Source organism: Amycolatopsis eburnea (genome assembly GCF_003937945.1).
Taxonomy (GTDB): domain Bacteria; phylum Actinomycetota; class Actinomycetes; order Mycobacteriales; family Pseudonocardiaceae; genus Amycolatopsis; species Amycolatopsis eburnea.
The window spans coordinates 670,546-691,895 of sequence record NZ_RSEC01000059.1; the positions used below are offsets into that span (position 1 = coordinate 670,546).

18 protein-coding genes are annotated in these 21,350 nt (G+C 71.5%); 7 read left to right on the forward strand and 11 right to left on the reverse strand.

Annotation, left to right across the window (positions count from 1 at the left end; all coding sequences use genetic code 11):
- Positions 1-9 precede the first annotated feature (9 nt).
- Positions 10-288: a hypothetical protein gene (locus EIY87_RS35205; RefSeq protein ID WP_125314207.1), complete on the forward strand. Its 279-nt coding sequence runs from the start codon at positions 10-12 to the stop codon at positions 286-288.
- On the opposite strand, the gene EIY87_RS35210 is transcribed toward EIY87_RS35205, so the two are convergent.
- Complete coding sequence (locus tag EIY87_RS35210; protein WP_125314208.1) at positions 273-1,829, reverse strand: long-chain-fatty-acid--CoA ligase; 1,557 nt, start codon at positions 1,827-1,829, stop codon at positions 273-275. The genes EIY87_RS35205 and EIY87_RS35210 overlap by 16 nt on opposite strands.
- Positions 1,830-1,909: 80 nt before the next feature.
- Complete coding sequence (locus EIY87_RS35215; protein ID WP_158641421.1) at positions 1,910-2,500, reverse strand: ATP/GTP-binding protein; 591 nt, start codon at positions 2,498-2,500, stop codon at positions 1,910-1,912.
- A 151-nt stretch (positions 2,501-2,651) separates the two neighbouring features.
- On the opposite strand from EIY87_RS35215, the gene EIY87_RS35220 reads away from it, so the two are divergent.
- From EIY87_RS35220 to EIY87_RS35230, 3 genes are all read left to right on the forward strand, one after another.
- Positions 2,652-6,476 carry a trypsin-like peptidase domain-containing protein gene (locus EIY87_RS35220; protein ID WP_125314210.1) on the forward strand — a complete coding sequence of 1,275 codons (3,825 nt, stop codon included), beginning with the start codon at positions 2,652-2,654 and terminating at the stop codon, positions 6,474-6,476.
- A gap of 106 nt (positions 6,477-6,582) precedes the next feature.
- Positions 6,583-6,966, forward strand: coding sequence for a hypothetical protein (locus EIY87_RS35225; RefSeq protein ID WP_125314211.1), 384 nt, complete (start codon positions 6,583-6,585; stop codon positions 6,964-6,966).
- 112 nt (positions 6,967-7,078) lie between these two features.
- Positions 7,079-9,019, forward strand: a complete 1,941-nt coding sequence (locus EIY87_RS35230; RefSeq protein WP_125314212.1) for an NPCBM/NEW2 domain-containing protein — start codon at positions 7,079-7,081, stop codon at positions 9,017-9,019.
- A gap of 241 nt (positions 9,020-9,260) precedes the next feature.
- On the opposite strand, the gene EIY87_RS35235 is transcribed toward EIY87_RS35230, so the two are convergent.
- From EIY87_RS35235 to EIY87_RS35245, 3 genes are read right to left on the reverse strand one after another with little or no spacing between them, the layout of a single operon-like run.
- The gene (locus EIY87_RS35235) at positions 9,261-11,339 is read right to left on the reverse strand and encodes an iron ABC transporter permease (RefSeq protein ID WP_125314213.1); all 2,079 of its coding nucleotides are present in this window, start codon (positions 11,337-11,339) and stop codon (positions 9,261-9,263) included.
- Positions 11,336-12,316, reverse strand: coding sequence for an ABC transporter substrate-binding protein (locus EIY87_RS35240; RefSeq protein ID WP_125314214.1), 981 nt, complete (start codon positions 12,314-12,316; stop codon positions 11,336-11,338). Before EIY87_RS35240 ends, EIY87_RS35235 begins: the two co-directional genes overlap by 4 nt.
- 20 nt (positions 12,317-12,336) lie before the next feature.
- A complete protein-coding gene (locus EIY87_RS35245; RefSeq protein WP_125314215.1) occupies positions 12,337-13,170 on the reverse strand; it encodes an ABC transporter ATP-binding protein in 834 nt (277 codons plus the stop codon).
- Between the two features lie 105 nt (positions 13,171-13,275).
- Between EIY87_RS35245 and EIY87_RS35250 the strand changes: the two genes are divergently transcribed.
- Positions 13,276-14,049, forward strand: coding sequence for a maleylpyruvate isomerase family mycothiol-dependent enzyme (locus EIY87_RS35250; protein ID WP_125314216.1), 774 nt, complete (start codon positions 13,276-13,278; stop codon positions 14,047-14,049).
- A 48-nt stretch (positions 14,050-14,097) separates the two neighbouring features.
- On the opposite strand, the gene EIY87_RS35255 is transcribed toward EIY87_RS35250, so the two are convergent.
- Together EIY87_RS35255 and EIY87_RS35265 are read right to left on the reverse strand one after the other, a co-directional pair.
- On the reverse strand, positions 14,098-14,829 hold the full coding sequence (locus EIY87_RS35255; RefSeq protein WP_125314217.1) for a dienelactone hydrolase family protein: 732 nt from the start codon (positions 14,827-14,829) through the stop codon (positions 14,098-14,100).
- Between the two features lie 179 nt (positions 14,830-15,008).
- On the reverse strand, positions 15,009-15,620 hold the full coding sequence (locus tag EIY87_RS35265) for a TetR/AcrR family transcriptional regulator (RefSeq protein ID WP_125314218.1): 612 nt from the start codon (positions 15,618-15,620) through the stop codon (positions 15,009-15,011).
- Between the two features lie 134 nt (positions 15,621-15,754).
- On the opposite strand from EIY87_RS35265, the gene EIY87_RS35270 reads away from it, so the two are divergent.
- Both EIY87_RS35270 and EIY87_RS35275 read left to right on the forward strand, forming a co-directional pair.
- On the forward strand, positions 15,755-16,975 hold the full coding sequence (locus EIY87_RS35270; RefSeq protein ID WP_125314219.1) for a thiolase family protein: 1,221 nt from the start codon (positions 15,755-15,757) through the stop codon (positions 16,973-16,975).
- A gap of 11 nt (positions 16,976-16,986) precedes the next feature.
- Entirely contained in the window at positions 16,987-17,844 is an 858-nt protein-coding gene (locus EIY87_RS35275) for a 3-hydroxyacyl-CoA dehydrogenase family protein (RefSeq protein WP_225440231.1), read from the forward strand.
- Between the two features lies 1 nt (position 17,845).
- On the opposite strand, the gene EIY87_RS35280 is transcribed toward EIY87_RS35275, so the two are convergent.
- The 4 genes from EIY87_RS35280 to EIY87_RS35295 form a co-directional block, all read right to left on the reverse strand.
- The gene (locus EIY87_RS35280; protein WP_125314220.1) at positions 17,846-18,265 is read right to left on the reverse strand and encodes an STAS domain-containing protein; all 420 of its coding nucleotides are present in this window, start codon (positions 18,263-18,265) and stop codon (positions 17,846-17,848) included.
- 115 nt (positions 18,266-18,380) lie between these two features.
- On the reverse strand, positions 18,381-18,980 hold the full coding sequence (locus tag EIY87_RS35285; RefSeq protein WP_125314221.1) for a flavodoxin family protein: 600 nt from the start codon (positions 18,978-18,980) through the stop codon (positions 18,381-18,383).
- A gap of 62 nt (positions 18,981-19,042) precedes the next feature.
- The gene (locus EIY87_RS35290) at positions 19,043-20,629 is read right to left on the reverse strand and encodes a GAF domain-containing sensor histidine kinase (protein ID WP_125314222.1); all 1,587 of its coding nucleotides are present in this window, start codon (positions 20,627-20,629) and stop codon (positions 19,043-19,045) included.
- Positions 20,626-21,306 (reverse strand): response regulator transcription factor, encoded by a 681-nt coding sequence (locus EIY87_RS35295; protein WP_125314223.1) that lies wholly within the window; start codon positions 21,304-21,306, stop codon positions 20,626-20,628. Before EIY87_RS35295 ends, EIY87_RS35290 begins: the two co-directional genes overlap by 4 nt.
- Between the last annotated feature and the right edge of the window lie 44 nt (positions 21,307-21,350).

Here is a 21,350-nt window from a genome sequence, read left to right on the forward strand (position 1 = left end):
GCTGGCGGGATGCGGAATTCCCGCCGGGGCGGGGCCGGTCGGGCCGGGTGGGTCGGCGGCGTCGCACTGGTCGTCTGGGTGGTCAGCTGGCGCATCGTGTGGCTGGAGGTCTTCCGGTGGCGCCACCTGACCAAGACGCTCCGGTTCCAGGCGCCCGATCCGCCGGCCGGGGTGGCCGTCGTTCCCCGGCCGGGGTGGCCGGTGCGCTGCCTGCGCGTCGCGGCGATCGTGTCGCCGGTGGTGTGCCTGGCCGGGTTCGCGCGGCGGCTCCTTCAGACCCGGGCGTAGGCGATGTCCTGGCCCGCGCGGACCCAGAGCACGTCGGCGCAGTCCAGGCCCTCGGCGGAGAGCTGCCGCTTGACGACCTTGAACGTCGACGTCCGCGGCAGCTCCCGGACCGTGCGCACGTACTTCGGCACCTGCTTGGGCCCGAGGTCGGGCTGATCGGCGAGGAAGCGGCCGAACTCGGCGGGGTCCAGCGGGCCGCCGCCGGTGACGATGGCGGCCATCACCTGGTCGCCGGTCACCGGATCGGGGACCGCGTAGACCGCGGTGTCGGTGATCGCGGGGTGGCGCAGGAGGATCCGCTCGATCGGCGCGGTGCCGAGGTTCTCCCCGTCGACGCGCAGCCAGTCGCCGAGCCGGCCGGCGAAGTAGTAGAACCCGTCGCTGTCCGCGTAGGCGAGGTCGCCGGTGTGGAACACGCCGCCGCGCAGCCGTTCCGCGTCGGCGGCGGGGTCGCGGTAGTACCCGGCGAACCAGCCGGCGCCGGCGGTGTTGACCAGTTCGCCGACGGCTTCCCCGGCGTTGACCAGGTTCCCGGCGTCGTCGAACGCGGCGGGCGGGCACGGCAGGCCGGTGTGCGGGTGCAGGATGGCCACGTCGCCGGCCGGTTTGCCGAGTGAGCCGGGCGGGGTGCCGTCGGTGCGGGCGAACCCCACCCCGCCTTCGGTGGAGCCGAACGCGTCGACGACCGTGCAGCCGAAGCGCTTCTCGAACGCGGCGAGGTCGGCGCTCGCGCCCTCGTTCCCGTAGACCAGGCGCAGCGGATTGTCCGCGTCGTCCGGGCGCGGCGGTGTCGCGACCACATAGGACAGTGGCTTGCCGACGTAGTTCGCGTAGGTCGCGCCGAACTTCCGGACGTCGGGCAGGAAGCCGGACGCGGAGAACCGGCGGCGCAGCGCGATGGTCGCGCCCGCCGCGAGCCCGACCGCCCAGCCCGCCATGATCGCGTTGGAGTGGAACATCGGCATGGTGACGTACACCGTGTCCGATGGGGACAGCCGGAACCGCTCGGCGAGCATCGCGCCGGGGAACGCGATCTTGCCGTGCGTGCAGCGCACGGCCTTCGGGTCGCCGCTGGTGCCGGAGGTGAAGATCAGCATGAGCAGGTCGTCCGGGGACGCGGGAACGGGCTCGGCGGGGGAGTCCGCGGACGGCCAGGAGTCCAGGTCCCGCACCGGGATCCCGCCGAGATCGAGCCCGTCGAGGAGCGAGTGGTATTTCCGCTCGGCGAGGACGAACTGGCAGTCGGCGAGCCGGACGTCCCGGGCGAGGGCTTCGCCGCGCCGGGTCGGGTTGAGGCCGACCAGCACCGCCCCGGCGAACGCGCAGGCGCCCAGGAGGATCGAGAACGCCGGAACGTTGTCGGCCAGCACGCCGACGTGCGGCGGCTTGCCCCGGTCCAGCGCCGCCCGGAGGCCACCGGCGCGGCACGCCGACGCTCGGACGTGCTCGGCCCACGACCAGGTCTCGTCCTCGAACCGCAGGCCCGGCCGGTCGTCCCCGGCGCGGGCCAGCAGCAGCTCGGTCACCGTCGGGACGCTCATCCACGCACCTCCCAGCACCGGTCGGCAGAACTGAAACACGTTCTAGTTCTAGCACGATGCGGCTCAGGGGGGAAGCCGCGTCATCGAAAGTCGGGACGGAGATCGGCGGTGAACACCTTCTCCAGCTCGGCGTCCACGTCGCTCATCCGTTGCTCTACCGATCCGATCAGCAATCGGTAGGAAATGTTGTGTCGTTGCAGAAAGGACAAGTACTCCCGGTGGAGCAGGGTGCGCATCTGCGCGTTCTCCCTGCGTTCGGCTGTCTGGACGAAGGGAATTCCCGTCGGATCGAGCAAGAAGATTCGCAAGTATCGGCGCAGCCATGGTTGGGCGCGACTCAGGAGGTCCAATGATCCGCTGGTGTCGCCCATTGCGCTGACGTAGATCGGGTAGTCGATCGCGCATCGGTCGGCGAACACGAGCCGGCCTCGGTCGCAGGCCTCCTGTTCGGCCTGCAGTGCCATCGCCTGGATCTCACCCTGCGCAGGAGCTTCGAAACGATCTTCGTCGGGAATCTTGTGCGTGGAAAAATACAATTTCGCTGATTCGCTGGCAAAACTGACGCGGCTGTCACCGGCAAATCTTCTGCGGTACGCCTCGAACAGGGTCGTTTTGCCCACGCATCCCGCGCCGATGAATGCGACAATCTTCGGTTCGTCGTCGGCGGCCACTGCGAACCCTCCCCTCTGTGTGCACCGACCAGGTCGGTCGCGCTTGCGACAGCTTAGCATGAGTGGCATCAAGGAATTGTCTGGCGTTGCGGAATACTTGGTAGTACAATCCTCGCAGACGGCAGGAGGATGCGGATGAACGGGAATTGGCGTGAACGCTGGTAATTCGTCGCGTCCGGGGCCGGTAACCGACACCTGGGTTGCGGCAATTCACACGTCGGAAACGGATTTCAATCCGATCGGCTCGGGTGTGGTCATCGACGAACGTCGGGTTCTCACTTGCGCGCACGTCGTTCTCGGCAGTCGTTTCCCCGAGTCGTCGGAAATTTGGGTCGCCTTCCCGCGCCTGGATACTTCTGAGAGTGCTTCGCGTCGACGGGTCTTGAAAGTCGAGACCGGTCGGGACAGCATGCAGGACGTTGCCTTGCTCGAGCTCGAAAAAGCGGTTCCCGCCGGCGTCGAGGCGGCCCGATTGCGCTGTGCTCGATCGTCGGATCTGGTCGATACGAACTGGTGGGCCTTCGGGTTTCCGGAAGGCGATCCGTACGGGGACAGCGCGTTCGGGAAAGTCGGCTCGGCGCTGGGGTACGGGTGGATCCGGATTGATACGGCTTCCCGGTACCTGGTGCGTCCGGGCTTCAGCGGCGGCGGGCTGTGGTCGCCGGACTACGACGCGGTCGTCGGGCTGGTCGGCCAAGCGCACGCGAACGGCGATGGCCGTGCGCTCACCCTCCTGCAGGTGGACAAGATCTTTCCGGGCAGGGGGATCTCGGAACTTTCCGCTTGGTCCGCGGGCGTCGCCGGCGACATGGCCATGGCGGCGTGGGGGTGGAGCCTGGCGTCCGATCCGGAAGGTGTGCGACATTGGCGACCGCGAGCGCGCGGTGTCAGCATCGACAGCGAGAAGGGCTACCGATTCCGCGGTCGGACAGCTGCGCTGTCGACGATTTCCCGATGGCTCGGCCGGCCTGCCCCGGACCGGCGGGTACTCGTCGTAACCGGTTCGCCAGGAGTGGGAAAATCCGCGGTTCTCGGGAGGGTCATCACGACTTCGGATCGGCAGACCAGCGAAAGCCTGCCGGTTTCCGACGACGCGCTCCGGGTGCCGCCGGGGTCGGTTGCGTGTGCTGTTCACGCAAAAGGAAAATCAGCGCTGGAGGTTGCGACGGAAATCGCCCGGGCTGCCGCGGCGGCACTCCCGGGAGCTGCGACGGACCTCGCGCCCGCGTTGAGCGATGTCCTCGATTCCAGGGGCAGACCACGGTTCAACGTGATCATCGACGCCCTTGACGAGGCGGCGAGCCCGGAGCAGGCGCGGGCTGTGCTCAGAGATGTGATTCTCCCGCTGTCGCAAACATGTGCGGCCAGTGGAGTCCAAGTGGTGATCGGGACTCGGGGAAGCGATGAAGACGGCTCCTTGATCGACGCTCTCGGCAATGCGGCTGCCGTGATCGACCTCGACAGTGACGCCTACTTCGAGCAACGCGACTTGGTCTCGTACGCGCTGGCCTGCCTCCGGCTCGAGGGTGATGAGCGAATCGATGGACCCTATGCCGACGAAAGTGTTGCCACTCCGGTTGCCGAACGGATCGCCGAGCTCGCTGGAACGAACTTCCTCATCGCGGGACTGATCGCGCGCAGCCATGGCTTGTACGACAGGCGTGCCGTGGCGCCGAATGACATATCAGTCAACCAGACCGTCGAGTCGGCACTCGGTGGCTACCTGGGGCGGGTGGCCGACGTCGACGGGGTCAGCGCCTCGGATCTACTTTCCGCCCTGGCCTTCGCGGAGGCTCCCGGATTGACGATCATGAGCTGGAGCGCGGTCGTCGAGGCGCTGTTCGCGACAACGGTGAGCGAGCGTTCGCTCAGGAAATTCGCACGGTCTTCCGCGGCGAACTTCTTGGTGGAATCCAGCGTCGGCGAGGACGACCCGTCGTTCCGGCTGTTCCACCAGGCTCTCAACGAGACGCTGTTGATGATGCGTAAGCGGACGACGCCGAAAAACGTCGACGAACGCGCGATCGCGGAAAAACTGGCTGCCCGTGGGCGGCAGCTGGGATGGGCGAACGCGCCGCGGTACCTGCTGCGGTCGCTTCCGCAGCACGCGGCCGCCGGAGGTGTGATCGACGACCTTCTCGCGGACGATAACTACCTGCTCCACGTGGATATCTGGCGGTTGATCCAGGCGAGTGGCGGCGCACGAGCGGGCAGGATGAGGCGCCGGGCTCAACTGCTCGGGCTGACTCAGGAGGCCGCCTCGGCGGCGAGCCACGAACGTGCCGCTCTCTTCAGCGTCACGAACGCGGTTGAGCATCTGCGCACGGAATTCTCGGCACGTGAGCCCGGGGCGCCGTATGTCGCACGCTGGGTGCAGGCTCGCGAAGGTTCCGGAGGAGGCGCTGGCGGCGGCTCCGGGCACCAAGGCGCGGTGAACGGTGTTTGCTCCGTGCCGGTGGGGGAAGGCAAGGAGCTCATCGCGAGTGCTGGCGCCGACCAGGTTGTCTACGTGTGGGATCCGGTGGCTGAGCGGCAAGTGGCGGCCCTGCATGGCCATGAAGGGTGGGTCCGGGGGGTGTGCTCGGTACCCGTCGATGGCGAGCACCTGGTGGCCAGCGGCGGAGATGACCGGACAGTTCGCATCTGGAACCCCACGACTGGACAGCCGGTCGCTGTCCTCGAGGGCCATGAAGGGCGAGTGAGCAGCTTGTGCTCGCTCGTGCTGAGCGACGGAGAAGTGCTGCTTGCCAGTGCCAGTTCCGATCAGACGGTCCGGATCTGGGACCCGGCGGGTGCGCGTCAGCGTGCCGTTCTGGCCGGTCACGCTGGTTGGGTGCGTGGTGTCTGTGCTTCCGCGGATCAGCAGGCCCCGGTCTTCGCAACCGGTGGCGACGATCAGACGGTGCGCATCTGGGATGCGGTGAGCGGCGAGCAGCGGATGGTCTTGGAAGGTCACCAAGGCTGGGTTCGTGCGGTTTGTTTCGCGTCAAGGAACGGTCTTCCCATTGTTGCCAGCGCGAGTTCCGACGGAACCGTACGCCTTTGGGACTTGCGCGGTGGTGAGCAGCTCGCGGTCCTGGAAGGACATCGTGGGTGGGTCAGGGCCGTCTGCTCCCTCACTGTCGCCGGACGAGAGCTGATCGCGAGTGCCGGCGACGACCAAACGGTGCGGGTGTGGGACTGCGCGAGCGGGCGGCAACTTCATGTGCTGTCCGGGCACCAAGGATGGGCGAGAGGGGTGTGCTCCGTCGCGTTGCCTTCCGGCGAGACACTGCTGGCGAGTGGCAGCGATGATCAGACGGTTCGCTTGTGGAACCCGGTGGACGGTTCGCAGCGGATGAAGTTCGAAGGCTTCCAGGGGTGGGTGCGAGGTGTCTGCCGGGTCCCGGGCCGTGGGGGCGAGGATTCTGTCGTCTCGGCGAGCGGGAGCGGCACGATTTCCGTGTGGAATGCCGTGACGGGGGAGCAGCGGATGGTTCTTGGCGGGCATGAGTCGGGGGTGAATGGTGTTTGTGTGTATGAGGGGGCTGGTGGCCGTTTTCTTGCGAGTGCTGGTGCTGATGGGACGGTTCGGCTGTGGGACCTTGCGGTGGGGGAGCAGCGGATGGTTCTCGGGGGGCATGAGTCGGGGGTGAATGGTGTTTGTGTGTATGAGGGGGCTGGTGGCCGTTTCCTTGCGAGCGCCGGCGCTGATGAGACGGTTCGGCTCTGGGATCTCGTGACGGGCGAGCAGCGGATGGTCCTCGGCGGTCACGAAGCTGCGGTCAATGCTGTTGACTCCTTCGTGCATCGAGGACGCGACCTGCTCGCAAGCGCAGGTGATGATCAGATGGTTCGGCTGTGGGATCTGACAACAGGTTCATGTTTGCTGGCAATTCCGATGCATCACCGGGTTCTCGCGCTCGACGTCGACAGTCAAGCGCTGTGCCTTGGGCTGTCCATCGGAGTCGCTGTTCTCGATCTCGGCGAGCTGTGAGGGCTGCGCGGCTGGTCAGTGATCTTGAGCCTGCCCCGGTTGGACATCGGTAGTACCATTGCTACGCGCGGGATTGCCCGAAGCTTACGCGTGGACGGATGGAGATATGGGCAGGTTGATCGTGGCCGCGGTTATCCAGTGGAGCAGTGTCTACGGCTCCACTGAATTCCGTCAAATGATTCTCGTTGCCGTCTCCGTTACCGATCAAAGTGGTTTTGGCGTAAGCGGACTGTCGGCGTCTGCCTTCCGGGTGCGAGTTCAGGTGGACGAGAGAAGCAGTTTTTTGGCGTCGCTCGACAACTTCGTCGAGCATGGTTCGGGGTATGAGGGCTCTGGCAAGTACTCATTCGCCATTTCGCCGGGGCCGCAGGGCGAACTCTTCGAGCGCGACGAACTCATCATCTACATAACGGTTCGGGGTTCTGGGGGGCAGGGGCAAACCGTCGCGATTGCGCGCCACACGGTCGAAGGTGGCCCCGAGGACTTGTGAGCGCGGGTTCGCGGCGACCTGGGCTGTTCGGGCAGGGCATTTTTGCCGCCCTTGACCTCCGTCGCGCACTGACGCGATCCTGGGAGTCTTGCCCGGTCCTGGAGGGGGAACCATGCGACGTCTTTCCGTGCTGCTCTGCGCCCTTTTCCTGGTCGCCACCGCCGTTCCCGCGGCGGCCGATCCGTCGCCCGATCCCGTGCCGGGGGAAAGACCCCCGCTGGGGATCACCTGGGCGACCGGGAGTCCCTACTGCGTCTACCAGTACAGCGAGGACGTCGTGAAAGCCGCGGTCGACCAGCTGGTCGCCTCCGGGCTGCGGGACGCCGGGTACGAGTACGTCATGCTCGGCGACTGCTGGCAGGCGGCCCAGCGCGACGCCGAGGGCAGGCTGACCGCCCGCGCGTCGTTCCCGTCCGGTGTCCCGGCGCTGGTGGACTACGTGCATTCGCGCGGGCTCAAGATCGGCTTCTACAGCGGCACCGGCGCGAAGACCTGCAGCGGCCAGGCGGCGGGTTCGCTCGACCACGAAGACCTCGACGCGCAGACCTTCGCCGCGTGGGGCGCGGATTACCTGCGCTACGACACCTGCTACAGCGTCAACGGCGACGCGCCCGCCCGCGTGAAGAAGATGGCGGACGCACTCAAGGGCACCGGACGGCCGATCACCCTCGAGGTCGACGACTACGACCGCAACCAGAGCCCGTGGCTGTGGGCGCGGGCGGCGGGCGCGCAGGTCTGGCGCACGTACACGAACTCGACGTTCAACTTCGGCTACTCCGCGGGCAGCCTGGACCGGCAGTACGGGCTGGCCGGCTACACCGGCCCCGGCGGGTGGAACATGCCGGGCTCGTTCACCTTCAGCTACCTCGACACCGCCGAGCGCCAGGCCAAGCTCGGGCTGTGGGCGGTGCTCAACGCGCCGCTGGTGACGGACATGGCGCTGGCGGCCGACGTCACGCTCCCGGTCGCCGAGCTGAACAACCCCGACATCATCGCCGTCGACCGGGACTGGGCCGGGGTCGGCGGGCACAAGGTCCGCGACACCGGCTGGACCGAGGTGTGGACCAAGCCGATGTCCGACGGCTCGGCCGTGCTGGTGCTGTTCAACCGCGGCGAGCTGGCCGCTCCGATCAGCACGTCGGTGGCCGACGCCGGTCTCCCGGCCGCGCCCGGCTACCGCGTGCGCGACCTGTGGACCGGCGACGAGACGGAGACGACCGGCGCGCTCGGCGGCACCGTCGGCCGGCACGCCGCCACCGTGCTGCGCGTGTGGCCGGTTTCCGCGGCCGCCGCGCCGAGGACGTCGCTGACGGTGGAGCTGCCCGACTCGGTGCCGCCGTCCCAGCCGGTGACCGCGACGGTGAGGTTCACCAACACCGGCTCGACCCCGGTCACCGGCGCCCACCTCCAGCTGACCGCACCGGCGGAGTGGCAGTTCGACGGCGCGGCGGAAGCGACGACCCCGGCCGTCGAACCCGGTGCGACGTGGGCGTTCCCGGTGACCCTGCACCCGGTTTCGACCGCCACCCAGCCGTTCAAGATGCCGGTGTCCGTGGCTTATGCGACGGCGCAAGGAACGCGCACCACGACGGCGTCGGCGGAGGCGCCGTTGCTGCTCGCGCCGGATCAGCCGTCCACCAACGGGTTGCTGAACACGCAGCCGTGGATCTCGACGGAGAACGGCCTCGGCCCGGTCGAGCGCGACAGCACGGACAACGGCCACCCGCTCACGATCAACGGCAAGACCGACACCCACGGCGGCCTGGGCGCGCACGCCCCGTCGGTGGTCCGCTACTACCTGGGCGGCAAGTGCAGGCAGTTCACGGCGACGGTGGGTGTCGACGACCGCGGCCCGGACGGCACCCTCGGCTTCCGCGTGCTCGGCGACGGGGTGGAGCTGGAGGCGACGGGGAACATGCGCCACGGCGATGCGGCGCAGCACCTCGTGGTGCCGGTGACGGGTGTGCAGGTGCTGGCGCTGGCGGTGGACGACGCCAGCGACGGTTCCGCCTGCGACTGGGGAGACTGGCTCTCGCCGTACATCAGCTGCTGAGCCCGAGGGGCCGGGCGGCCCTGCGGTGTCTTGAATGACCCATTCAGGACCTCCGAAGACCTGAATGAGTCATTCAAGACGTCGGCGAAGCCGGCCGCAGGGCGTTCAGGCGCAGGGCATCACCAGCGGACCGTGCGGGCGCGGTGCCGGAGCACACCGGCGAGGCGGCGGCCGTGCCGGTGGTCACGGGGCGCCGGTCCCGGGGTGTCGGAGCCGCACACGCTCTTGGCGTCCCTGCGGTTTAGCCGCTCGCGCCTCGGCGGTGCCGGTACAGCAGCCACACGAAGTAGGGCGCGCCGATGATCGCCGTCATCAGGCCGGCCGGGAGCTGGGCGGGGGCGATGACCGTGCGGCCGATCGTGTCCGCCGCGCAGACCAGGGTCGCGCCCAGCAGCGCCGCCGCGGGCAGCAGGCGGGCGTGCCTGCTGCCCACGATCGCGCGGGCCGCGTGCGGGGCGACCAGGCCGACGAACGTGAGCACGCCGATCCCCGCGACCGCCGCGCCGGTCAGCAGCACGGCGCACGAAAGCAGCAGCAGCCGGGAGGGCGCGATCGGCACGCCCAGCACCCGGGGCGTCTCTTCGTCCAGCGCCAGCAGGTCGAGCTCGCGGCGCATGCGGAAGAGCACCGGCGCCACCAGCAGCAGCGCCAGCGCCATCGGCACCAGGTGGGTGAAGGTCCGGCCGTACGTCGAACCGCCCAGCCAGGTCAGCGCCTTGGTCTCGTTCCACGGGTCGGACAGGGTGATCAGCAACGTCACCAATGCCTGCGACGCCGCGTACACGCCGAAACCGATGAGCACCAGGCGTTCGCTGCTGAAGCCGCCCTTCGCCGCCACGGCGAAGACCACGCCCATCGCCAGTGCCGCGCCCAGGCCCGCGAACCCGGTCAGGGTCCAGAACCCGACGCCGGAGACCAGCGTGATCACGGCGACCGCGCCGAGGCCCGCGCCGCCGACGACGCCGATCATGCCCGGTTCGGCCAGCGGGTTGCGGGCGACCGCCTGGGTGAGCGCGCCGCCGAGCGCCAGTGCCGCGCCCGCCAGCAGCGCGGCCACCACGCGGGGGACGCGGGTGTCCAGCACGCCGGTGACGATCGGGCCCGCCTGGCCCGCCACCCAGTTGACTACGTCGCCCAGCAGCAGCTTCGCGTCCCCGAGCAGGACCGCCCCGACCGCGACGCCGACCGTCACCAGCGCCAGCACGCCCAGGATGACGCCGTACCGGACCGTGCTGACGCCGCTTCGCGAGCCGGCCGCGGGTGGTTCGGCGGTCGACGTGATCCGGGCGGTGCGCGCCAGCACCACGAGGAAGAGCGCGCCGAGGATCGTCGTCACGACGCCCGTCGGGACCTCCAGCGCGCGCTGCGGGCCGGCGATCGCGCGGAGCAGCACGTCGGCGCCCAGCAGGAGGGCCGCGCCCAGGGCCGCGGCGAACGGGAGCAGGGCGGCGTGCCGGTGCAGGCCCGGCACCACCGGCGCGAGCAGCCGGGCCAGTGCCGGCGCGGCGAGTCCGACGAACCCGATGGGGCCGGCCAGGGTGACGGCCGAGGCGGCCAGCAGCACCGCCAGCCCGATCGCGGCGAAGCGGACCCGGCCGACGTGGACGCCCAGCGTCCGGGCGTGGTCGTCGCCGACGTGGACGAGGTCGAGCCGCCGCGTCATGGCGAGCAGCGCGAGGACCGCCACGCCGATCACCGGGCCGAGGGTGCGGACCCCGGCGAGCCCGTTCTGCTCCAGCGATCCCTCGCCCCACGCGAACAGGCCGCGGGTTTCCTGGGCGTAGAGCAGCAACAGCACCTGGGTGACCGAGATCAGGGCCAGCGAGATCGCGGTGCCGGCCAGCACCAGCCGCACGATCCCGCTGCCGCCGGTGCCGGACAGCGCGAGCACGAACACGGCCGCGGCCAGTCCGCCCCCGAACGCGACGCCGGTCGCGCCGAGCAGCGGCAGCGAGACGCCGAACGCCGCGACGGCGACGACGGCGAGGTGCGCGCCGGCGTTGACGGCCAGCGTGTCGGGGGACGCCAAGACGTTGCGGGACACCGACTGCAGCACCGCGCCGGACACGCCGAGGGCGCCCCCGACGACCAGCGCCGCGAGCAGCCGCGGCAGCCGCGACTCGACGACCACCGCGGTCGTGTCGCCGGTCGCGGCGCCGAACACCAGCCGCAGCACGTCCAGCGCGTGCACGTTCGCCGTGCCCTGCGTGAGGTGCACCGCCGAACCCGCCGCGACCAGGACGGCGAGGCCGATGGCGAGCAGCGCCGCCCGCCCGCGTCGCCGGATCGCGGGCGGGCGGGGCTCGGTCAGGGTGGTCACCCCTTGAGCGCGGCGACGGCCGCGTCGGCGAACTGCGCCATGGACTTGGGGCCGCCGAACATCCAGAGGGAGTCCGGGAAGCGGTGCACCTTGCCGCTCTTGACGAACGGGAGGTTCTGCCAGATCGCGTTGTTCGCCAGCTCCTGCCGGTAGGGGTCGCCGTCGGCGTTGTTGGCCATGTACCAGAACCGGACGTCGGGCAGCTTGGTCAGGCCTTCGACGTCGGCCTGCCCGAGCCCGTAGACCGGGTCGCCGTCCATCGGCCACGCGGTCTGGAGGCCGAGCCTGGCGAACACCGCGGACACGAGCGCGCCCTTGGTGTAGGGGCGGATGCTGACCGAGCCGGAGGTGACGTAGGCGTCGGAGAACGCGACCTGCTGGCCGGCGGCGCCCAGCTTCTCCACCTCGGCCTTGGCCGACGTGAGCTTCTGCTCGAACTCGGCCTTCAGCTGCGCGGCCTTGGCCTCGGTGCCGGTCGCCTTCGCGATCACGTCCAGGCCCGCGAACATCCCGGCGATCGGGTCCTTCGCGTTGCCGCCGTTGATGACGATGACCGGGACCTTCGCCTCGATCTGTTCGAGCGCGCCCTCGGTCACGCTGTCGGTGACGATCACCAGGTCCAGCCCCAGCGAGCCCAGCGTGTCGAGGCTCGGTTCGCCGCGGGTGCCGATGTCCTTCGGCGTGCCGTCGAGCTTCTCGGCGCTGACCCACTGGCCGTAGCCCTTGATGTCGGACACGCCGACCGGCATGACGCCGAGCGAGACGAGGTGCTCGACGGCGTTCCACTCGGTCGCCGCGACGCGCTTGGCCGGGTGGGGCAGCTTCACCTCCTTGCCGCGCGAGTCGACGACCGTGACCGGGCCGGCGGTGCTCGGGGTGGCGGCGGTGCCGCCGGCGGGCTCCTCGGTGGTGCCGCAACCGGCCACGAAGACCGTCGCGGCCGCGGTCAGGCCGAGGATCATCCGGGTGATGCGCATGGTTCTCCTGTTTCGATGGGTCAGACCGACGCGGTTCGCGCTGCCGCGTCGTTGAAGCGGCCGACCGCGCGGGCGTGGATCCGCCCGTCGGCCGGGTCCCGCGTGACGTCGACGCGGATGCCGTAGGCCCGGCTGAGGTTCGCCGAGGTCAGCACGTCGGCGGGGGTGCCTTCGGCGGTGACGCGGCCGCCCTCCAGCAGGAGCACCCGGTCGGCGACCGCCGCGGCCTGGTCGAGGTCGTGCAGCACCACGCCGACCCCGACGCCGTGGTGGTCGGCGAGGTCGCGGACGACGTCGAGGATCTCCACCTGGTACCGCAGGTCGAGGAAGGTCGTGGGTTCGTCGAGCAGCAGCAGCGCGGTGTCCTGGGCCAGGCAGCTCGCGAGCCACACCCGCTGCGCCTGCCCGCCGGACAGGGCCTGCACCGGCCGGTCGGCGAGGGCGGCCAGCCCGGTCAGCTCCAGCGCGCGCTCGACGGCGGCCGGCCCTTCGGGGTCGCGGCCGCCCCAGCGGGACCGGTGCGGGTGCCTGCCGAACTCGACGAGCTCGCGGACGCACACGCCGCCCGGCGCGGTCCGCTGCTGCGACAGCAAGGTGATCCGCTTGGCGATGTCCTTTCCGGACAGTGCGCGCAGGTCCGCGCCGTCGGCGAAGGTCACCGCGCCGGCGACCGGCGGGTGCAGCCGGGCCAGCGCGCGCAGCAGGGTCGACTTCCCGCTCCCGTTCGGCCCGATCAGCGCGGTCACGCGGCCGGCCTGCAGGGAAAGGGACGCGGCGCGCACGACGACGTCGCTGCCGTAGGCGACGTCGACCTCGCGGGCGTCGACACCGGCGTGGTGGGGGACTGGGGACACGCGAGAACAATAAGGTCAGGCTTACCTAACTGCAAAGGTGGTGGTCGGCACATCGCGCGCGGTGATCACCGGAACACTCACGGGGGTCCGGGAGTTGACCACGACATGGACCAACTCGTGGATCGCACGATCGCCGCCCTCCGCGCCGAGCACGACGTGCTCGCCGGGCTCACCCGCACCCTCACCGACGAGCAGCTGGCCCGGACCAGCGGTGCCGCGGACTGGACCGTCGCGCAGGCGCTGTCGCACCTCGGCAGCGGTGCCGAGATCGGCCGCGCGCCGATCCTGCGCGCGGCCGGGGAAACCGTGGCCGTCGAAGACAACCAGACGATCTGGGCCCGCTGGGACTCCTCCTCTCCGCGCGCGCAGGCCGAGGGTTTCCTGGAGCACAACAGCCGCTGGCTCGAGACCGTCGAGGCGCTCACGCCGGAGCAGCGGTCGTCGCTGACCGTCGACCTCGGCTTCCTGCCCGAGCCGGTGCCGCTGGTGACCGCGCTGGGCATGCGGCTCAGCGAAGTGGCCAACCACTCGTGGGACGTGCGCGTCGCCCTGGACCCGGACGCCGGGGTGGCCGACGGCTCGGCCGCCGTGCTGCTCGAGCTGCTCGCCGGGCCGGTGGGCTTCATGCTGAGCTTCCTGGCCAAGCCCGCCGAACTGGCGAACCCCGTTTCGGTCGCCGTCCCCGGCGGTGGCCTGGTGATCGACGACGCGGTGACGGTGGTGTCCCACCTCGAAGCGCCGTCCGCGACGTTCGACGGCCCCGCGGAGGCGTTCATCCGGTTGCTCAGCGGCCGGCTGAAGGCGCCGTACGACAAGGGTGTCCGGGTCGAGGGGAGCGTCACGCTCGACGAGCTGCGCCGGGTCTTCCCCGGGTTCTGACGAGGTCCGGGACGCCAGGCCGGCGGTGACCGGCCTGGCGTCCCCGGCTCACTTCAGGTGCCGGGCGAAGAACCGGCTCCCGTCATCGCCCTCGAACCCCGGGACGCCGGTGTGCCCGCCGGTGTTGGCGTGCAACGTCTTTTCCTTGGTGCCGAAGGCGTCGAACAGGTCCAGCGCCGCCTGCCGGTCGTTGCCTTCGTCGTCCCACTGCAGCTGGACCAGCAGGGGAGTGGTGACCTGCCGGGCCTCGTCGAACGTGCGGCGCGGCACGTAGCTGCCGGCGAACAGAACCGCGGCCGCGACGCGCGGCTCGACCAGCGCCAGCCGCACGGCGATGGCGATCACGCCGCCCGCGAACCCGACCGGGCCGTCGATCCCGGGGAGCGCGAGGAGGGCGTCCAGCGCGGCCCGCCATTCCGGGACCGCCTGCTCGACCAGCGGGAGGATGAGCCGGTCAACGACGTCGTCGCCGACCGGTTCGCCGGCCGCGAGCGCTCGGCGCAGGTCGGCGCGGGCCTCGTCGACGCCGGCCAGCCGGGGCCGGCCGCCGCTGCCGGGCAGCTCGATGGTCGCGGCCGCGTAGCCGTCGGCGACCGAGTGCCGGGCGCGGGCCGCCAGCCGCGGGTGCATCCGGTCCAGCCCGCCGGGGTGGCCGAGCAGGATCAGCGGGACCGGTCCGGGCGCGGACTCGGGCGTCCACAGGATGCCGGGGACGTCGCCGAGGGTGAAGCCGTGCTCGAGGACGCCGTCGCCGAGGCGTTGTTCCGAAGTGAAGTGCATGGCCGTGCCTTCCGGGAGTGCTGCCGAACGGCGCTCCCGGGCGACCTATCGCCCGACCGTGACCCCGGAGAGGAGCACCCATGTCGTCTGGTTCACGGGTACCACCTCCTCGGTCTCTCGCACGGCCCCCGGGACGGTAGCAGCAGCGGACGTCGTCCGCCAACGGGGTTTCCTCGCGATCAGCTGTGACGGCGCAGGCCGTCGAACGCCACCGCGACGACCGCGTCCGCGATGGCCGGGGCCGCGGCGCCGCCGCGGGGGCGGTACCACTCGGCGACCGAGTTGACCATGCCGAACAGCAGCCGCGCGGAGACGTCCGGGTCGATGTCGGGGCGCAGGTCGCCGTCGGCGGCGGCCGCGCGCACCAGGTCCGCGACGATCCGGTCGAACTCCTTGCGGCGGGCCAGCGCCGCGCGCTCCACCTTGGTGTTGCCGCGGATGCGCAGCAGCAGCGTCACGAACGGCAGCTGCTCGATCAGGACGCCGACGCTCGCGCGCACGAGGTGCTCGAGCTTGTCGACCGCGCGGCCGTCGAACTCCGCCAGCGCGGCCGCTTCGGCGAACAGGCCGTCCAGCGCGCGGTTCACCGCGAGCCGCAGCAGCTCGTCCTTGCTCGGCACGTGGTGGTAGATCGCCGACTTCGAGATGCCGAGCTTGCGGGAGAGGTCCTCCATGCTGGTGCCGTCGAAGCCGCGCTCGGTGAACGCCGAAACCGCCACCCGCAGCAGGGATTCCAGGTCGTACCCGGGCCTGCCGCGCCTGGCGGTCCGGTTCGTCGCGGTGTCGGCCATGCCGCCATTCTCGCAAGGCCGGCCGCCGGCCGATCACCCGGCGTGGCTTCCCGGCCGGGACGGCGACCCTTGCTAACTGACCGAATGGCCGGTAAATAATGTGGGCACCCGGCTGGACGTCAAGAGGAGCGCAGATGCCCGAAGTGTTCGTGGTCGACGGAGTCCGCACCGCGCAGGGGCGCTACGGCGGCGCGCTCGCGGGGGTCCGCCCCGACGACCTCGCCGGTCTGGTGGTGCGCACCGCCCTCGCCCGCGCCGGTGTCCCCGGCGACGCCGTCGACGAGGTGGTCCTCGGCGCGGCGAACCAGGCGGGCGAGGACAACCGCAACGTCGCGCGGATGGCCGCGCTGCTGGCCGGGCTGCCCGACGAGGTGCCCGGCTACACCGTGAACCGGTTGTGCGCCAGCGGGTTGACCGCGGTCGCGTCCGCGGCGCAGGCGATCCGGGCGGGGGAGGCGGACGTCGTCGTCGCCGGCGGAGTCGAGTCGATGACCCGGGCGCCGTGGGTGATGGCCAAGCCGGGGACGCCGTGGGCGCGTCCGGGCGAGGTGTCCGACACGTCGCTCGGCTGGCGGTTCACCAACCCCGAGTTCGCCCGGCACGACGCCGCGGTCGAACCGGGCGCCGGCCCCGAGGTGCGCAAGGTGACGCTCCCGATGGGCGAGACCGCCGAAGAGGTCGCCCGGCTGGACGGCCTGACCCGGCAGGAGAGCGACGAGTTCGCGCTGCGCAGCCACCAGCGCGCACTGGCCGCGATCGACGCCGGCCGGTTCGCGGCCGAAATCGTGCCCGTGCCGGTGAAGGACGGCGAGTTCGCGGTCGACGAGGGACCGCGGCGCGGCACGACCCTGGAGAAGCTCGGCAAGCTGCGGACGGTGTTCCGCGAGGACGGCATCGTCACGGCCGGCTCGTCGTCGCCGCTGTCCGACGGCGCCGCCGCGCTGGTGCTCGCGAGCGAGGACGCGGTCCGCCGCCACGGCCTGACCCCGCGGGCGCGGGTCGTCGCCGGGACGAGCGCGGGCGTCGCGCCGAACGTGATGGGCCTCGGGCCGGTCCCGGCGACGGAGAAGCTGCTCGCCCGCACCGGGCTGACGGTGGGCGACCTCGGCGCGGTCGAGCTGAACGAGGCGTTCGCCGCCCAGAGCCTCGCCGTGATCCGCCGGCTGAAGCTGGACGAGGCGACGGTCAACGCCGACGGCGGCGCGATCGCCCTCGGCCACCCCCTCGGCTGCTCCGGCGCGCGGCTGGTCGTGACGCTGCTGGGCCGCCTCGAACGCGAAAACGCCCGGCGCGGCCTGGCGACCCTCTGCGTCGGCGTCGGCCAGGGCGTCGCGCTGCTGATCGAGCGCGTGTGAAGGAGGACGCCGTGAACCAGCACACCCCCGGCGCGGTCGGCGTGCTCGGCGGCGGCCGGATGGGCGCCGGGATCGCCCAGGTCTTCGCCACCCGGGGCGCCCGCGTCTCGGTGGTCGAAAGCGGCGCGGAGGCCGCCGAAGCCGCTCGCGCGCGGCTGGCAGACGGGCTGGCGAAGGCCGGCGACCGCGGGAAGCTCACGGACGGCCCGGCCGAGGTGCTCGCGCGGCTGACCGTCGTCGACGGCGTCGGCGGCCTGCCCGCGGACGCCGACCTGGTCGTCGAAGCCGTGCCGGAGCGCGCGGACCTGAAGATCGACGTCCTGACCAAGGCCGAAGCCGTGGTCGGCGACCACACGGTGCTGGCGAGCAACACGAGTTCGCTCTCGATCGCCGAGCTGGGCGCGGCGTTGCGCGTCCCCGCCCGGTTCGTCGGCATGCACTTCTTCAACCCGGTCCCGGCGTCGAAGCTGGTCGAAGTGGTCCACGCGCCCGCCACCGCGGACGGGGTCGTGCACCGCGTTCGCGAGTGGGTCCGCGACCTGGGCAAGACCGACGTGGTCGTGCGCGACTCACCGGGCTTCGCCACCAGCCGCCTCGGCGTGCTGCTCGGCCTGGAAGCGATCCGGATGCTGGAGGAGGGCGTCGCCGACGCGGAAGCGATCGACAACGCGATGGAGCTGGGCTACCGCCACCCGATGGGCCCGCTGCGCTCCACCGACCTGGTCGGCCTGGACGTCCGGCTGGCGATCGCGGAGTACCTGCACAAGACGCTGGGCGACCGGTTCGCTCCGCCGAAGCTGCTGCGGGACAAGGTGGCGGCGGGGGAGCTGGGCCGCAAGACGGGTCGGGGGTTCCACAGCTGGCCGTAGCTCACGGCGCGGCCGCCGCCCGCCGGCTCGCCGACGCCGCGCACAGGGCCAGCCGTTCGCGGGCGTCGGCCAGGGTCGGGTACACCGGCAGCTGGTGTTCGAGGTGCAGGGCCGTGATCGGCCGCCGCACGGAGTGCTGGTCGCTGGCGATGACGCACGGGATGCCCGCGGCGTGGGCTTCGGCCGTGATCAGCAGCAGGATCCGCAGGGCGGCGGCGGAGCAGAAGCCGACCCGCGTCAGGTCGATGAGCAGGGCTCTCGGGCGCTTGAGCAGCTCGGCGTTCAGGCGCGCGAACAGGCGCTCGGCGACGTCCTGGTCGAGGTCGCCGACGGCGGCCAGCACGGTGGACTCGCCGGTCGCGGTGACCGTGACGGTCGTGGTGCGCCGGTGGAACCGGGCTACCGGGTCTGCACTGCGCATGGTCCTGCCACCTCCGGTGTGGACGGCGGCTCCGCGGAGCCGAGCCGACGCGAAGAGCGTCACGGCTGCTGGCTGAACCGCGGGTAATGGTGCTCTTACCCAGAACCCGCGCGGTTCAAGCGGCCGGGTACTGGGACTTCTCGAGCAGCCGGGCCAGGTGGACGGCGTTGCGCACCAGCGTGGCGTTCGTGGACGCGACGGCTTCGGGCGTTTCGTCGAGGTCGTTGTAGTCGCCGCCCTGCATGGCTTCGCCGTTCCAGTAGGTGCCGCCCTGGGCCGGGATCGTGAAGCCCGTGTCGTTGAGGGCCTGGAAGAGATCGGCGATGATCTTGTGGGCGCCGTCCTCGTTGCCGACCGCCGCGGCGACCGCGACCTTGCCGAACATCGCCGGGCGGCCTTCGTCGTCCGTTTCGGACAGTTCGGCGTCGAGGCGTTCCAGGACGCGCTGGGCGACGCTCGACATGTGCCCGACCCACGTCGGCGTGGCCACGAGGAGGATGTCGGCCGCCTGGAGCTTGGCGCGGATCGAGGGCCACGCGTCGCCGTCGCCCATGTCGGCTTCGACGCCGGGCCGGACGTCGTGGTCCACGACGCGCACGGTTTCGCCGTCGACGCCCTCCTTCGCGAACAGCTCGAGCAGCTGCGAAGTGATCAAGTCGCTGCTCGACTTCGCCGGTGAGGGCTTGAGGGTGCAGACGAGTGCCAGGACGCGCATGAGTACCTCCGTGGTCGGCGTACGTCCGGGTTCCCCGCTCCGGCGCGGCCGAACCGGGAGAATCAGCGCGGCAGGGTGACCGCGACGGTCGTGCCCCGGCCGGGCGTGCTTTCCACCGCGAGCCCACCGCCCATCGCCTCGGCGAGGCCCTTGGCCAGCGGGAGGCCGAGGCCGACGCCCTCACCGGAGTCGGCGCCGAGGCGGTCGAACGGGGTGAACAGCCGGTCGAGGTGCTCCGGGGCGATGCCGCGGCCGCTGTCCGCGACGGTGATGACCACTGCGGCCGGCTCGGTGCGGGTGGTGAGCACGACGGTTCCGCCCGTCCGGTTGTAGCGGACGGCGTTGCCCGCGAGGTTGAGCAGGATCTGCTTGAGCCGCCGCTCGTCGCCGTGCAGCGCGGCCGGGCCGCTCTCGTCGCGCAGGTGCACGCCTTCCGCGTCGGCGAGCGGCTCCAGCAGGCTGAGCACCTCCGCGACCACGGCGGGCACGTCGATGTCCACCGGGTGCAGCGGCAGCGCCCTGGCCTCGATCCGGGCCACGTCGAGGACGTCGTCCACCATGGCGAGGATGTGCCCGGCCGCGCCGGTGATGTGTTCGAGCGCCGCCTGGCGGCGTTCCGGCGGCAGGTCGAGCGACCCGAGCAGCTCGGTGAACCCGGTGACGGCCTGCAGCGGCGTGCGGAGCTCGTGGCCGAGGGCGGCGACGAAGTCGGTCTTGGCGCGGCTGGCCCGCTCGGCGGCCCGGCGGGCGACGTCGGCCTCGTGCCGGGCCTGGCGTTCGCGCTCGGCCGCGCGCCGCTGGGTGACGTCCAGGACGTTGGCGATCAGCCGGACCGGCACGCCGTCCGGCCCGGCCACCGGCGACACCGAGACGACGACGTCGAGCGTCCGGCCGTCGGGGTGGCGCAGCGTGGCCTCGTAGGGCGCATCCGGCGCCGTCACCGGGGTGAACAGCTCGGCCAGCCGGATCCCGGTCAGCTCGTGCTCGGACCGCCCGAGCAGGTCGCGCAGGGCCTCGTTCGTCCTGGTCACGGCCCCGTCGGCGGCGGTGATCGCCATGCCGATCGCGTTGTCGTCGAACGCCCGCCGGAACCGCTCCTCGCTGTCGGCGAGCGCGCCGAAGAGCGCGTGGTGGTCGATGGCCACCGACGCCAGGTGGGTGAGCCGGTCGACCAGGTCCCGTTCGCGGGACGTCGGCTGGTGCGTCCGCTCGTGGTAGACGGCGAAGGTGCCGACCACCCCGGCCCGGCCGCGGATCGGCGTCGACCAGCAGGCCCGCAGGCCGTGCGCGCCCGCGAGGTCGCGGTAGCGGATCCAGCGCGGGTCGGTGGTGACGTCTTCGGCGACGACCGGCGTCCCCAAGTAGGCGGCCGCACCGCAGGACCCTTCGTCGCGGCCGATGGCGAGCCCGTCGATGCGGGAGGAGTAGGTGGCGGGCAGCGAGGGCGCGGCGCCGTGGCGGAGCGTCGACGATTCGCGGTCGAGCAGGAGGATCGAGCAGTGGCAGCCCGGCATGAGCCGTTCGAGGGTGGTCGCGACCTCGGTCAGCACGTCGGGCAGCGGGACGCCGCCCGCGATGCGTTCGAGCACCCCGGACTGCGCCTGGAGCAGCGCTTCGGTGTCGGTGGCGGCTTCGCGGGTGCGGGTCACGGCTCGAACCGGTAGCCGACCCCGCGGACGGTCCGCACCCGCTCCGGCCCGATCTTCTGGCGCAGGCGGTGGACGTGCTCGGTGACCGTCGCTTCGCCCTGCCACTCGGCGGCGCTCGCCCAGACGCGTTCGAGCAGCTGGGCGCGGGTGAACACCTGCCGGGGATGCGCGGACAGGAAGGTGAGCAGGTCGAACTCCTTCGCGGTCATGGTCAGCTCGCGGCCGTCGAGGAACACCTCGCGCGCGCCCTGGTCGATCCGCAGCCCGGCCGCGGGCACCGGCGGGACGGGCGCGGCCCGCCGCAGCACCGAACGCACGCGCGCGGCCAGCTCGCCGGGGGAGAAGGGCTTCACGAGGTAGTCGTCGGCGCCCAGGTCGAGCCCGACGATCCGGTCGGTCTCGCCGCTGCGGCCCGACAGCACGATCACGGGCAGCCCGGCGTGCTCGCCGCCGCGCAGCCGCCGCAGGACGTCGAGGCCGCCGACGCCGGGCAGCGCGAGGTCGAGGATGACGAGGTCCAGCCGGTCGCGCTCGATGGCCTCGAGCGCCCGCCTGCCGTCGGCCGCTTCGGTGACCCGGAACCCCTCGGCTTCCAGCTGCCAGGTGACGACGGTCCGCACCCGGGGGTCGTCGTCGACGACGAGAACCTGCCGGCTGCCGGGCAGCGTCGCATCCATCGCGGACTCCTTCGCCGCCGTCCGGCCGCCACGCCGCGGCCCGC